At 42.5% G+C, this 13134-nt stretch carries 13 protein-coding genes; 3 read left to right on the top strand and 10 right to left on the bottom strand.

The genetic code is table 11. The annotated features are described in order from the left end of the window. Positions 1 to 765 precede the first annotated feature (765 nt). Complete coding sequence (locus RS130_RS20515) at positions 766 to 2748, bottom strand: metallophosphoesterase family protein (protein ID WP_316027470.1); 1983 nt, start codon at positions 2746 to 2748, stop codon at positions 766 to 768. Positions 2749 to 3743: 995 nt separating this feature from the next. Continuing rightward, positions 3744 to 4778: a LacI family DNA-binding transcriptional regulator gene (locus RS130_RS20510; RefSeq protein WP_316027469.1), complete on the bottom strand. Its 1035-nt coding sequence runs from the start codon at positions 4776 to 4778 to the stop codon at positions 3744 to 3746. 179 nt (positions 4779 to 4957) lie between these two features. Here RS130_RS20510 and RS130_RS20505 point away from each other — a divergent pair, with 179 nt between their 5' ends. Both RS130_RS20505 and RS130_RS20500 read left to right on the top strand, forming a co-directional pair. Continuing rightward, positions 4958 to 5398 carry an NIPSNAP family protein gene (locus RS130_RS20505; protein ID WP_316027468.1) on the top strand — a complete coding sequence of 147 codons (441 nt, stop codon included), beginning with the start codon at positions 4958 to 4960 and terminating at the stop codon, positions 5396 to 5398. Positions 5399 to 5657: 259 nt separating this feature from the next. Beyond that, a complete protein-coding gene (locus RS130_RS20500) occupies positions 5658 to 6389 on the top strand; it encodes a substrate-binding periplasmic protein (protein ID WP_316027467.1) in 732 nt (243 codons plus the stop codon). 240 nt (positions 6390 to 6629) lie between these two features. Here RS130_RS20500 and RS130_RS20495 read toward each other — a convergent pair whose 3' ends face one another. The 4 genes from RS130_RS20495 to RS130_RS20480 are packed head-to-tail and all read right to left on the bottom strand — an operon-like array spanning position 6630 to position 8786. Beyond that, complete coding sequence (locus RS130_RS20495; protein ID WP_316027466.1) at positions 6630 to 6821, bottom strand: hypothetical protein; 192 nt, start codon at positions 6819 to 6821, stop codon at positions 6630 to 6632. Positions 6822 to 6826: 5 nt separating this feature from the next. Continuing rightward, a complete protein-coding gene (locus RS130_RS20490; RefSeq protein WP_316027465.1) occupies positions 6827 to 8050 on the bottom strand; it encodes a cytochrome c3 family protein in 1224 nt (407 codons plus the stop codon). A 35-nt stretch (positions 8051 to 8085) separates the two neighbouring features. After that, positions 8086 to 8307, bottom strand: coding sequence for a hypothetical protein (locus tag RS130_RS20485; RefSeq protein WP_316027464.1), 222 nt, complete (start codon positions 8305 to 8307; stop codon positions 8086 to 8088). Next, positions 8277 to 8786, bottom strand: coding sequence for a multiheme c-type cytochrome (locus RS130_RS20480; RefSeq protein ID WP_316027463.1), 510 nt, complete (start codon positions 8784 to 8786; stop codon positions 8277 to 8279). The genes RS130_RS20485 and RS130_RS20480 overlap by 31 nt, the downstream gene beginning before the upstream one ends. 193 nt (positions 8787 to 8979) lie before the next feature. On the opposite strand from RS130_RS20480, the gene RS130_RS20475 reads away from it, so the two are divergent. Next, the gene (locus RS130_RS20475) at positions 8980 to 10071 is read left to right on the top strand and encodes a lactonase family protein (protein WP_316027462.1); all 1092 of its coding nucleotides are present in this window, start codon (positions 8980 to 8982) and stop codon (positions 10069 to 10071) included. A 110-nt stretch (positions 10072 to 10181) separates the two neighbouring features. Here RS130_RS20475 and RS130_RS20470 read toward each other — a convergent pair whose 3' ends face one another. Genes RS130_RS20470 through RS130_RS20455 form a run of 4 tightly spaced genes read right to left on the bottom strand, consistent with a single transcriptional unit; the run spans position 10182 to position 13126 of the window. Further along, positions 10182 to 11345, bottom strand: coding sequence for a glutathionylspermidine synthase family protein (locus RS130_RS20470; RefSeq protein ID WP_316027461.1), 1164 nt, complete (start codon positions 11343 to 11345; stop codon positions 10182 to 10184). A gap of 54 nt (positions 11346 to 11399) precedes the next feature. Further along, entirely contained in the window at positions 11400 to 12014 is a 615-nt protein-coding gene (locus RS130_RS20465) for a DUF1190 family protein (protein ID WP_316027460.1), read from the bottom strand. A gap of 8 nt (positions 12015 to 12022) precedes the next feature. Further along, positions 12023 to 12439, bottom strand: coding sequence for a DUF350 domain-containing protein (locus RS130_RS20460; RefSeq protein WP_316027459.1), 417 nt, complete (start codon positions 12437 to 12439; stop codon positions 12023 to 12025). Between the two features lie 39 nt (positions 12440 to 12478). Then, positions 12479 to 13126, bottom strand: coding sequence for a YjfK family protein (locus RS130_RS20455; protein ID WP_316027458.1), 648 nt, complete (start codon positions 13124 to 13126; stop codon positions 12479 to 12481). Positions 13127 to 13134: the final 8 nt, after the last annotated feature.

Raw genomic sequence — 13134 nt, 5'->3', positions numbered from 1 at the left:
TACTCCCGTCATTCCGGTAGTGTTTTGAGCCGGGATCGGTTTAGCTCTACTCTCGTCATTCCGGTAGTGTTTTAAGCCGGAGATCGGTTTTGTTTTGGTCATGACTGTCACTTATTCGGCCGTGTGGATTCCTGCTAACAGCATGCAGGAATGACGCAACTCACCTTCGTCATTCCGGTAGTGTTTTGAGCCGGGATCGGTTTAGCTCTACTCCCGTCATTCCGGTAGTGTTTTAAGCCGGGATCGGTTTTGTTTTGGCTTTGGTCATGACTGTCACTTATTCAGCACTGTGGATTCCTGCTAACAGCATGCAGGAATGACGTTACTCACCTTCGTCATTCCGGTGGTGTTTTGAGCCGAGATCGGTTTAGCTCTATTCCCGTCATTCCGGTAGTGTTTTAAGCCGGAGATCGGTTTTGTTTTGGTCATGACTGTCACTTATTCGGCCGTGTGGATTCCTGCTAACAGCATGCAGGAATGACGCAACTCACCTTCGTCATTCCGGTAGTGTTTTGAGCCGGGATCGGTTTTGTTTTGGTCATGACTGTCACTTATTCGGCCGTGTGGATTCCTGCTAACAGCATGCAGGAATGACGGTGTTGGAGGCTTTTGGATTCCTGCTAACAACATGCAGGAATGACGTATGAGCCGGGATCGGTTTTATGTGACTAAAATAGGGTTATTTGGCTAACAAAAAAACGGTGCAAGTTTTGAGCTCGCACCGTTTTTAATTGATATTCGATTACTAATTGTAGATTTGTATGCTTATTTATTAATTAACGCCAGTTCAGCGTCGGCAGTTAGTACTACCCACCAACGATTGCCGAATGTACTGTCGTAGCCTACAAGCGGATACTCGCTACAAGTTTCGTCTCGCTGTGGTGCTTGAGTTAAGAATGTTTCGTCCCATGCCTGATCTATTACACAGGTATCTGGAGCGATTGCAGTCCATTCAGTATCTTTGCTGGCCAATTGTACTGTGCTTGGGTCGATCGTTTCTGGGGCGGTAAAGCTAACAGCATAAGCATCGGCTACGGCATTGCTAATATCCCAAGATTGAGTAGCAGTTGCGGGTAAAGTGATGGCTTGTTTGGCTGATGAATCGGTCTGCGACATGGCTAATCCAGTGTCCGCTTGTATGTCTTTTAATACTCCGTAGTCGTCCTGGTAGACACCCGTTTGGTTTTGCGTACCACTGACAATCAGAATGTCAGAGGCTGTATCCACGGCAGGTGTCCAGCTCAAGGTTACGTGTTCTTTGAGATCTATTGTAGTTTCTGGAATGATCATTTCATCATTCGCATAGTCAGGAATAATTCGAGCCGAACTATTTAAGTTTGGAGACCAGCTTTCATGATATTGAAAGATCCACTGATAAGCTAAACGCATCAAGTCATTTAACGATTCGGCACGACTAAATCCAGGCGTAAAGCCCATATCTCTGGTGCGAGTGTCAGTGCGGTTGAAGGTGTTGTTCTCACCGCCTACTAAACTGACATATGAGCCGTCGTCAGCAAAACAGTCGTTGGTTTTGTATTCAGGAGACAATACCAATACTGGGCGAGTGTCGTGCAGCAATGAATTGGCGTAAACAACGGTTTCACAACGATTAGTAGTACGAGAAAATTTATCAGCTAGATGCCATTCGGCGGTAAACCCTTGATCTTGGTCGTTTGACTGCGCCGTATGTTGGGCATAGTAAGATTGATAGTCTATTCGATCTTGATTAAAGGTAAGCATTGATGAATTCACATCATAATGGGTTGAGCCATTGCTTTTGGTGGCATTTTTTTGTGACACTATCATTTGAACCAAGTCGCGTTCACCGTAACGGAATTCATATCCTTTGTATGACGCGTTACCTGACATGATTTGTGTATAAGTGTTCATGCGGTAGTTGCCGCCAGTCGGTGTTGCGCTTGATGGCAAAGTGGTAAGTGCAGATTGTGAACTGATTAATGAGCGTTGATATTGGTGTTCGTGTCCTTGTACATAAATCACATCACGTTGCGCAAAGAATTCGCGAATTTTGGGTTGCACATCAAACACCCAGTTATCTTCTTTTGTGCCGTCGACGATTTGCTCTCGTGTTTGACCATATTTGGCTCCAATCAAGCCATCGTGACTGGCTACCACTATGTGTTCTACTTTATCTTCGTTTTCTAGTACGACTTGTTTGATCCAGTCAAAAGCAATAGGTAGGTTGTAATAAGCGAGCCCGATGATTAACACGTTTTCACGTATGACATAGTAATTTACCCACTCGTAGCTAGGCATGTGTACGGCATCTTTAGGAATGAAATGTTTCATATTTTCAATCCAGTTATAGGTATATGCGTAACTTGTTTCGTGATTTCCCATTACTGGTAAAAACTCAATGCCTTGCTCTTTATAACTTTCGGCTACTGAGCGCCATTCGGCAAATTCAATGTCTGATCCTTTGTCAGTCAAGTCTCCTACGGCAATTACCATATTGGTGCCGGCTGCCGCTTGATGTTTTAATAACTCAGACATCGGGTGCATCGAAACATGGGCTTGTCCTTCTGCATCACTTCCTCCTTGCGTATCTGGGAGTAGGCCAATTTTGAATTGGTTATAAGCAGGCTTTTCTGTTTCAGTAGGGACCGGGTCTGGTTCTGTGACTTGTTCTACAACATTGGTAACATAAGTTTTGTCACCTTCACAAGCGGTTAAAGCCCCTACAAGAGCAAGCGGTAAAATTGATTTTTTTAAGTTTGAGAGCGACATGGCAGCTTCCTTAGTTGACAGAATAATTACAAGTAAGTACGTGATTAATCGCTGCAGACTAGACAGGTAACACTTCATTTCAATGGCATTTATGTGACGGTTGCGTGAATCCGATATGATGCTGATATGTAACTAAATAACATAAATGAAAGAAAATTTACCGACGTAACTACTGTCACTTATTCGGCCGTGTGGATCCCTGCTAACAGCATGCAGGAATGACGCAACTCACCTTCGTCATTCCGGTGGTCTGTTGAGCCGGAGTCGGTTTCGCTCTATTCCCGTCATTCCGGTAGTGTTTTGAGCCGGAATCGGTTTTGCTTTTGTGGTTGTCACTACTGTCACTTATTCGGCCATGTGGATTCCTGCTAAGAGCATGCAGGAATGACGGTGTTGGGGGTAGGGGTGATGTTACTCACCTACGTCATTCCGGTAGTGTTTTGAGCCGGAATCGGTTTCGCTCTATTCCCGTCATTCCGGTAGTGTTTTGAGCCGGAATCGGTTTGGTTTTGTGGTTGTCACTACTGTCACTTATTCGGCCGTGTGGATCCCTGCTAACAGCATGCAGGAATGACGTTGTTGGGGGCAGAGGTGACGTTGGGGCGTCATGCAGGTGTTCTCTACTCTCGTCATTCCGGTAGTGTTTTAAGCCGGAATCGGTCTCGCTCTATTCCCGTCATTCCGGTGGTGTTTTAAGCCGGAATCGGTTTGGCTTTGGTCACTACTGTCACTTATTCGGCACTGTGGATTCCTGCTAAGAGCATGCAGGAATGACGGTGTTGGGGGTAGGGGTGATGTTACTCACCTACGTCATTCCGGTGGTGTTTTAAGCCGGAATCGGTTTGGCTTTGGTCACTACTGTCACTTATTCGGTACTGTGGATTCCTGCTAAAAGCATGCAGGAATGACTGTGTTGGGGGCTTTGGGATCCCTGCTAACAACATGCAGGAATGACGTTACATACTTCTGTCATTCAGGTAGTGTTTTAAGTCTTATTATCCGTTTGGTTTGCCGCCACAGGATTCTCTGATGATTAACTTCGCGGGGATGAGGGCGGATTCTACTGGTAGATCGTGGATCTTTTTGATCAACGACTCGACTAAAACTTCGGCTGCTAGCTTGGTATTTTGCTGCATTGTGGTTAGTTCTGGAGAGGTAAGGTGAGCGACCTGGATGTCGTCAAATCCGGCTAAGGCGACTTGTTTGGGGACATTAATGCCTTGCTTTTGAAATGCGGTTAATGCGCCGACAGCTATCATGTCTGAGGCACAAAATACTGCTTCTGGTAGATTGTGTTGTTGTATCAGTTGGTTGGCCGCGCTAAAACCAGATCCTTCGGTAGAAATTGCGTCAATTTGGTTGTGTGGGACAATCTTTATATTGGCTTCGCGTAGTGCTTTACAATGCCCTAAATATCTGTCTTTAAACTCTGGGCAGTGTTCGTCTGCGCCTCCTAAAAACGCAAATGTCTGGTAACCAAGACTGATCAGGTGTTGGGTCATCTGGTAGCCACCAGAAAAATTATCACAACCGAGGGATACCCCCGTTTGACCTTCTTCTATTGTGCCATAACGTACAAAGTGGGTTTCTTGCTCGTTAAGTTGTTTGAGTTTGTCTTCATAATCTACGTAGTCGCCATAGCCTAGTAATATTAAGCCATCGGCTTTGGAGGCGTCTTCGTAATCGGCATGCCAATCTTCGCTGAGCTGTTGAAATGAAACCAATAAATCATAGCCATTTTTGGCGGCTGCACGAGTAATGCAACCTAACATTGACAAGAAAAAGGGGTTAATCATAGAGTCGTCAGAAGTGGGATCTTCAAACAATAAAAGAGCTAAGGTGCCGGTATGTTGTGAGCGTAGGTTGCTGGCATTTTTGTCTACTTTGTAGTTAAGCTCTTTTGCCAAGGCATGAATTTTTTTGCGGGTCTCTTCATTTACCAAGGGGCTATTTCGTAGGGCCCGGGAGACTGTAGATTGGGATACACCAGCCTGATAGGCAATGTCTAAGGAAGTAGCTTTTGTCTTCACGTTAATAACCTTGGTTTTGCGTCACAAAATGCTATCACAACTACGACGGTTCGGGAAACATCTCCCTAGTGTCTAATTTATGTGGTCGATTACTTGGGCGATAGTCATCTTGTTAAAATGTAGTATTTTTGACAGTTTGGGGTAGTATTTGGCGACCTAATTGTTAAAGGAAGTATATTTTGAAGACGTTTACGGGATTACCCATGAGGAGCGCTTTGCAGCTCATCAGCATGATTATGTGTTTCAGCATTTTTAATGCTGCCGCTGGCCAGCACAACGCAAAGCCTGAAAAAGTGTATGAGCTACGTACGTATCATACCTACGATGGGAAGTTGAATGATCTGCATGCGAGATTTAACAATCATACTCATGCTATTTTTACTCGACTTGGCATGAAAGTGATTGCCTATTGGACGCCAACTCAAGCCCCAGATTCAGAAAATACTCTGATTTATATTTTAGAGCACGATAGCGAGGCCGATGCAAAAGCTAAGTGGCAAACATTTGTTAACGATCCAGAATGGAAATTGGCGGCTAAAGCCTCGAAGGTAAATGGACCTTTGGTGAAAAAAATAGATGTAGTGTTTATGCAATCGACAGCATACTCACCAGCACTATAAGCCTTAGATAATAAAAACACTAAGCCATTAATACTCAACGATGTATAAGCACACTAAATAGTTTGAATGACTGTTTAGCACAAAATTGCTCTGTTAATACTGGATCAATACATTTTTGAGTATTAGCTTGGGCAATCTAAAAGGCAGGGAGCGTTAGATAAAATTAGTAGATAGTGTATTTTTTTGTCATTCAGTGCTGTGTCTCATGATGACAAAAATTGTGAAGATAAATATAAGTTTCATTAAAAGTAGTAGTGATATGTACCGAATTCTTTTGCTGTTAATTGTTCCCTTTTTTGCAATAAGTGCCGACACGCTGACAATTATGTCAGGAATTCATAAACCGCCGTATGTCATTCAGGATAAAGAGAGCGGTTTTGAAATTGAACTGGTTAGAATGATTGTTAAAGAAATGGGAAAAACAGCGGTATTTCATTACGTGAATTATGGCCGCGCTTCAAAAATGTTGTACATGAATGACGTTGATGGCGTCATGAGTACCAATGATAAGGTTTTTTCTGACAGGTCGGTGTTAACTCACCCTTATATTCAATATCAGAATGTTGCTGTTTCTCTAGCTGAAAATAATTTCAAGGTAGATACTATTTCCGACTTAAGTACACACAGTATTGCCAGTTTTCAGTTGGCACATAAAGTGTTGGGGACAGAGTTTAACGAAGCGGCTATGTCTAGTCCTATGTTTGTGCAAATGAGCGATCAATCTAAACAACCAGAAATGTTGTTTAGAAAAAGAATAGACTTTGTGGTGATGGAAAGACAGATTTTTTATACCTTGGCCGAACAATCTGAGTGGAGCAGGGAGCTAGATAAAGTCAGAATACACTCGGTTTTTCCTGTTAGTGATTACTCAATGGCATTTAAAGAAGTTAAGAATGTAGCGTTATTTAATACCGCGTTAAAGGTAGTACTAAAATCAAAACAATATGAGCAACTGAAGCGTAAGTATGGGTTTCACAGCAATCTGTATTGAGTACTTAATTATTTAACCTGAGTCCTGGATAAGCCGAACCTCTGGATAACGCTCTTTTTGTGTCTAGCGGCGTTGGATTGTTTAGCTTCGACGATACTTGTTATCCAGACCTTAGGTTGTCTTTTTAACTCTAAATAACTGATTACGTATCAATAAGGGTTGGTATTATTATCACCTGTAGTCCCATATGTTGCTCAGCCTTTTGGCTCGTAACTGATAGTCACGAGCCAAAAGGCGGAGTTATGGTGCCATTTTCTTTTGGAAGAAATCATAGGCTGCTCGGTCATTGAGTTTTTGGGCGAAGCCCATGCCAAGTTGCGCTAACTGGAAGGGTGCTGGGTACTTACCAATGGTCATTTTTAATTGTGCTAACGCCTGTGCTGTTTTGCCGAGGTTATCCAGTGCGATAAAATATACATAGGCATATTGCATATTGCCTATAGTTCAAACTTAATCGCTTGCTTAAATGAGTTTAGTGAAGCCTGCTTTTCGCCGTTACGGATCTGATGTAAACCAAAACTGTAATGTAAAATACCTGACTTAGGGTTAGCAGCAATGCCTTTTTGATAGGTTGCACTTTCTTTTTCTGGGGCTTGTGAACGGCGATAAATATCAGCCAAATTTATGTAAGCCGCCGGAAAGTATGGGTCAACGTTAATTGAGTGTTGTAAAGATTGTATGGCCGGGTCTAACTGTTGCAAGTTAAGTTGAACCATACTCATGTTTAACCCACCTTCTCCGCGCCACATACTTACTTGATGAGAACTGATGAGCTCGTCAAAGGCTTGTTCTAGCTGTGTTGAGTGATTGAGCCCTAATTGTAACAAGTGATTGGCAGCTTGTACGCGAACCGCTTTAAATTCGTCGGTTAACAAACTTAAATAACTCTTTGAGCGTTCAGCTATTGGCAACAAAAACCCTACTTGTGCAGTGGCTAAGCGGATTAACGGTTCTGAAGAATTCACCCAGTTTTTAATTTGCACATCCGACAGCTCTTGGGCGGAATTGGGCAGTAGGGCAATAGCACTGGCGCGATAAATTTCGTTGATGTTTTTGTCATTAATAATGGCTAAGTGTTGATCTAGTGGCAGCATAAACTGATGCTGTAGTTTTATTAGATCCGCTTCGGTTTTACTTAATGGATTATTGTTGCCATATAATTTTGTAATTTGATTTTTTGCCCAACTTGCAGACTTATCTTGATGGCAAGTGTTACACGTATTTGGCGCTTGATATGCTTGGGTTAACTCTGGACGAGGGATCCTAAAACTATGGTCTCGTCGCGCATCGACGCCCATGTAGGTTTTTTCTGGCATATGACAATTGATACACTGGCCGCCAGCTGAGTCCTCTGGATGGTTTAAATGTGCAGGCTGTTGGTATACTTCTGCATTGTGGCACTGTAAACATAAGCCATTGCCTTGCACCTTTATTTTCATGGTGTGTTGATTGTGGCAGTCAATACAATTTACCCCAGCGTGGAACATTTTACTCTGTAAGAATGAGCCGTAAACATACACTTCTTCTTTTATTTGCCCGTCAACATGGTACATAGGTTGACTCAGAAATGAGGGGGAAAATTGGTCTAAAAATGCGCTGTTTGGGGTGATGCCATCGGTCAGCGGGGTACGCAGTGAATGACAGGCAAAGCAGTTGTCCATAAAGCTATTGTCACGTTTTTCACCTTGCCACTGGGCTACTTTTTTACCTTAAGTGTGAGTAGCCATTGACCCATGACTTGTTGTTCTTTGGCTGTGAGGTTGAGTGTATTTTTATTTGTCTTGGGACTGCCGTGATCTTTCATTTCACCATGACAAGATAAACAACCGACATTGATGTTATCCCAGCTAGTGTCGAAATGGTTAGTTTCTGGGGTGTACTTACGCTTTAATCCATCTGAGTGACAATCGGCGCACATGCCATTCCAGTTTTGTAAAGGTTGTTTCCAATGCAGTCTGTCTGCTGCTTGGATATCTTCATCGGCATAAACAGGGTACCAGTTTTGCCCCCTTGTTCTTTAGGGCGAGAATCCCAAGAGAAAGGGAATACTTGAAATCGGTTGTCATCGGTTTCAATTAAATATTGTTGTAACGGGTAATGGCCAAATGTGTAAGTGACTTTATAGTCTGTTGTTTTACCGCCCTCAGTAAAGCGAATATGAAACGCTTCTCCTTTCTTATAAAAGGTTGCGCTTTGGCTGTGGTGGGTTGCGGTAATATTGGAGAAGTCACCGAGTACAGACTTGGCAGAGGCAATATCCATGGCTTTGGCATGATCAGATGTTTGCCAATCTGATACCGCTTGTTTGTGGCATGATACGCAATTTTTAGCGTCTGTATCTGCTAAGGCATAGCCGGAAAATACTATGCTAATAATGAATATTTTAATTAAAGACATAAATGGATTTTGAAACCTTAAGTACGGCCGTGAAGGCTAGGAGTAGTTAGTTGCAACGGTAATATGCAAGTCGCACAGATAAAAAGAAGTAAGTCTATCAGATAATTTTACACGTTAAAAATATGTATGAACATATTAAACTATTGTAAAGTAGGGGGCACTGAGCGGAATAGAATCAAAAACGGAAAACTAAATGAAATTAAAAGCAATACTTTGTGGGTTATCAATGCTGGCGGCACAGGCTACCTTCGCGGCGCAGCAAGAATTTTTGATTGGTACCTATACTCAAGATGGGAGCGAAGGGGTATATCGCATTGTTTTGGACGATACTAAGCAGGAATTGAAAAATATTGGGCTAGTGGCCAGTGCTGTTAATCCTTCTTATTTGAGTATCGATAGTCAAACGAAAAATATCTTGGCTGCAACCGGGAAACAACAAGGTGGCATTGCGAGTTTTAAATGGAATAACAACACAGCTAAGTTTGATTTAGTGCAACAGGTAGAAGGTTTGGGGCGTGGCGCTTGCCATATTGCGACGAATCCTGATGGATCTAAAGTCGCCATTGCTGATTACGGCTCGGGTGAAGTGTTTATGTATTCTGTCGATACGCAATCATTAACGCTAAGTAAAGCCGGATATTTTAAGAATGAAGGCAAAGGAGACAATAGTCGCCAAGAAGCCCCTCATATGCATTACGTTGAATGGGATAAAACCGGTCGATTCTTGTATGCAGTGGATTTAGGGACCGATGAAATAAAATTATTTGATAGCCAAGACAGCGAATTTACTGCGCAAGTAGCGGCTAAGTTGCAAGCGGGTGATGGTCCTCGGCATATAGCTCAACATCCACAGAAAGCATGGGTATTCGGCTTAAATGAGCTGTCGAATACCATTACTGTATTCGACCAAGATTTAGATTCAGGAAAGCTAAACGCCAAACAAAGAGTGGAATTATTGCGTGACACCGATCCTGACGGCAACACTGCTTCTGCCATTAAAGTGTCGGCTGATGGCCGCTATGTGTATGCAGCAGTACGAGGCGTAAATAAAATATCGGTATTGTCGGTAGGAAAAAATGGTAAGTTAAAATTACTACAACAGCATTCTACTATAGGCAACTGGCCTAGAGATATAACCATATCTGCCGACCAAAACTACTTGCTAATTGCGAATCAAAAATCGGGCGATATTTCTGTTTTAGCAAGAAATAATGAAACAGGTTTGTTGTCTGCTACTAGCATGCAATTACCTATTAGCACCCCTTCCTATATTGGTAACTTCTAGATATAAAGTTGCAATTTTAAAAATAAGTGTTGGACTTAACGGCATAAACTGTGGGTTAACTGAGTTCTTAACTCACAGTGAGTGCCTTGATGCTAGGCACTAGGCACGACTCAAATACAGATATGCGGTAAAAAGCGGCTTGAGTCTTGGGTAATGAGAGATGAATCCTCGCGCATGGAAATGCCAGCGGGTTTGTCACCTACCAACCATGAGCCAATTAGTGTGTGGTGGTTGCCAAATTTTGGTAAAGGGCAAAACTGCTGATATATAAACCCTTCTTCACCGTATGGGCCATCAGCGTGTAGTACGGTTTTACCTTGCTCAATGATACTAACGTTGGCCCCTTCACGAGAGAATATTGGTTTTTTCACTAATTTAGTTTCTGTTGCGTTGGCAAGTTCGTCTTCAAAGTAGGAAGCTAGTAAATTGGGGTGTTCGGGGAACATTTTCCATAACATGGGCATCAAGGCTTTGTTCGATAAAATGGATTTCCAAATTGGTTCTATCCAGTTTACCCCTGCGTCTCGAATAGACTCGCCAAATTCTTCTCTTTGCATAAATTCCCAAGGATAGAGTTTGAACAGCGTCTCAATTTTATTATTTTGTAAGTCACTAAAACTACCACATTCGGCTAAACCGATATCTTCCATAAAGACAAAGTCATTCAACAGACCTGATTCTTTGGCACAATCTTGCAGGTATTGCACCGTGCCTCTATCCTCTTCGGTGTCTTGGCAACAGGCAAAATGCATGTGTTGAACATCATAGTGTTTAGCAATGTGGGCTAACCTGTGCACCAGTTTTTCTTGCAAAGAGTTAAATTGATCAGATTGCTTAGGCAGTAAGCCTAAGTTTACTTGGTCTTCAAGCCATAACCACTGCCAAAAACCAGACTCGTAAAGCGAAGTAGGGGTGTCGGCATTATTTTCATATAGTTTGGCTGGGCCTTTTCCGTGATAGGCAAAGTCTAATCGGGAATACAAACTAGGCTGTTTTTGCTGCCAAGAATCGGCAATTTGTTGCCAGAAATGTTGCGGTATCTGAAACTTTTCTAATAGTTGTTCCGACTTAACCACTTCATCTACGACGGCCAAACACATTTGCTGAATTTCTTCGGTAGGATCTTCTAAGTCTTGTTCTATTTGTTGCAACGTAAATTGGTAGTAGGCCGATTCATCCCAATAGGGTTCGCCGTACATGGTATGAAACTTAAAGCCATAATCGCCTGCTTTACGCTGCCAATTGTTGCGCTCTTTTATGTCTAATCTAAGCATAAGGTCGCTGGTTTGAATAAGTGCGGGGTTTGCACAAACAGTGAGGGATGGGGGTTATCCACCCCAGCCGCCTTTTTTACTGCTACTACCCCAACTGGACTTGGCTCTAACACTGCTGCCAAAACCACCACGCTTCATGGTTTTATTTACCGTTGGTTTAGGTTTCAGGGCTTTTTCACTGACTTTCATAGAACGGCGACGATAATCACCAAAATCGTAACCATCAGCACCAATCCAGCGGTTTCTGTAGGGCGAATACCTCGAGTAGGAGGTAAACATGGGCTGTGAATAATATCCCCTAGGAGACATTAAATTACTTAGCATGTAACCCGCCATGAAAGGCATAAAAAATGAGCCAGAACTGTTGTTAACGGCGTGACATTGGTTGCTGCCGAATTCGCTCTCACAATCTCGTTGTGAATTGTATTTGGGCCCAGTACGTTCTGCTTCTGCTAAGGCTTCTTGATAAGCTAAGTTGCATTTTTCAGCTAGTTCAGGGTTGGCGTTAGTACATTCCTCCGGGCTAGTGAAAACCATGGCATCTTGCTTGTCGCCACAAGAAGATAAAAATATAGCGGTGACACCTAAGGCCAAAGGTTTTACGCTAAAGCCTTTGCGCATGCTTGCTAAATTTATTGAGCGTGTGCGTTTACTTTTATTGGATTGCATATGCCCTCCTAGTAACTCATGCAGGCAGCATTAAGCAGCCCAACAGAAATAGAAACAGCAGCTAAGATAGTGCCAGCAGAAACCTCATTCTTATCGATTCTGTCGGCTATTTTAGGCATAAAGGTAAAGCGCAAAAGTGCAAACGCAAACGTTTGGGCAATGATTGCTACGACCCCCCACACTATATAGTCTAACAAAAACTCAGAATTGGATACCGCGCCAGCTAAAGCAATACTGAAGCCGACCATCGCGCCGCCAAAGCCAATTGCTGCAGCTTGATTTTTGTCTTCTTTAACCAGTTTCCATTCGTCATGTGGTGTGACAAATGCGTAAACAATTTTGAATACAAACAATAAAATAATTGAAACAGCAAAATACAGAGCAAAATTACTTAAACCTGCAATTGATTGGAGAATGGCGTCCATTTTTTTCCTTGCTAACTAATGTGAAATGTTGGTATTGGGTTAACCGTTGATAGTAATATCAGCTTGGCCAATGTTAAAGCCTGTACTAATCACTAAGCAACGATCAAAGTTATCATTAACTAATTTTTCTTCAGCGCTGATCAGTAAGGTTTCATTTTCATCATTGCTTAAGTGTCTTTCGTATAACATAACGAATTGGTCGGTTTCGCTTATATCACCGTCTTCTTCATAGGTTCTTTCGGTCATCGCCACGGGTGGAGATTCATCACCAACTGCGTCCCATACCCTTTGATATTGGTTCTCTTCAAGGCTATAAGTAGGTGTTGATACGCCGTTAGCAATGGTTTGCTTCCATTGTGCATCAGAGCCTATGGTTTTGGTTTCGTAAAAGTACCAGAGTTTGACGTCGGTGATATGGTTTTCGGTATCGCCACCGTCTAAAATGACTTGCAAGAATGCGTCATCATCGGTGTAAAAACGTAGAATTTTTCCGCCAGAGTCTAAATTTACCTCACCAACGGCTTGAATTATGTGTTGGCTGGCGGCTTTTTCAATGACCAACTCAGGCTCAATTAAGCGTAGTTTTAAGGGATCAAGCTCAAACGAACCACCAAGATATAAGCCCATAATTTCTGGAGACTTGGGTTTGTTATTTTGTTCTTTTTTACCAAATAATTTACTAAACATATTATTCC

It is taken from the genome of Paraglaciecola aquimarina, from assembly GCF_032464635.1.
GTDB lineage: Bacteria > Pseudomonadota > Gammaproteobacteria > Enterobacterales > Alteromonadaceae > Paraglaciecola > Paraglaciecola aquimarina.
This window is presented reverse-complemented; position numbering and strand designations above follow the sequence as displayed.

What these genes read in the sequence shown, in the direction of transcription:
- RS130_RS20515 (WP_316027470.1), bottom strand. Translation starts at nt 2,748, where the DNA reads ATGTCGCTCTCAAACTTAAAAAAATCAATTTTACCGCTTGCTCTTGTA.
- RS130_RS20500 (WP_316027467.1), top strand. Translation starts at nt 5,658, where the DNA reads ATGTACCGAATTCTTTTGCTGTTAATTGTTCCCTTTTTTGCAATAAGT.
- RS130_RS20495 (WP_316027466.1), bottom strand. Translation starts at nt 6,821, where the DNA reads ATGCAATATGCCTATGTATATTTTATCGCACTGGATAACCTCGGCAAA.
- RS130_RS20490 (WP_316027465.1), bottom strand. Translation starts at nt 8,050, where the DNA reads ATGGACAACTGCTTTGCCTGTCATTCACTGCGTACCCCGCTGACCGAT.
- RS130_RS20485 (WP_316027464.1), bottom strand. Translation starts at nt 8,307, where the DNA reads ATGTGCGCCGATTGTCACTCAGATGGATTAAAGCGTAAGTACACCCCA.
- RS130_RS20480 (WP_316027463.1), bottom strand. Translation starts at nt 8,786, where the DNA reads ATGTCTTTAATTAAAATATTCATTATTAGCATAGTATTTTCCGGCTAT.
- RS130_RS20475 (WP_316027462.1), top strand. Translation starts at nt 8,980, where the DNA reads ATGAAATTAAAAGCAATACTTTGTGGGTTATCAATGCTGGCGGCACAG.
- RS130_RS20470 (WP_316027461.1), bottom strand. Translation starts at nt 11,345, where the DNA reads ATGCTTAGATTAGACATAAAAGAGCGCAACAATTGGCAGCGTAAAGCA.
- RS130_RS20465 (WP_316027460.1), bottom strand. Translation starts at nt 12,014, where the DNA reads ATGCAATCCAATAAAAGTAAACGCACACGCTCAATAAATTTAGCAAGC.
- RS130_RS20460 (WP_316027459.1), bottom strand. Translation starts at nt 12,439, where the DNA reads ATGGACGCCATTCTCCAATCAATTGCAGGTTTAAGTAATTTTGCTCTG.
- RS130_RS20455 (WP_316027458.1), bottom strand. Translation starts at nt 13,126, where the DNA reads ATGTTTAGTAAATTATTTGGTAAAAAAGAACAAAATAACAAACCCAAG.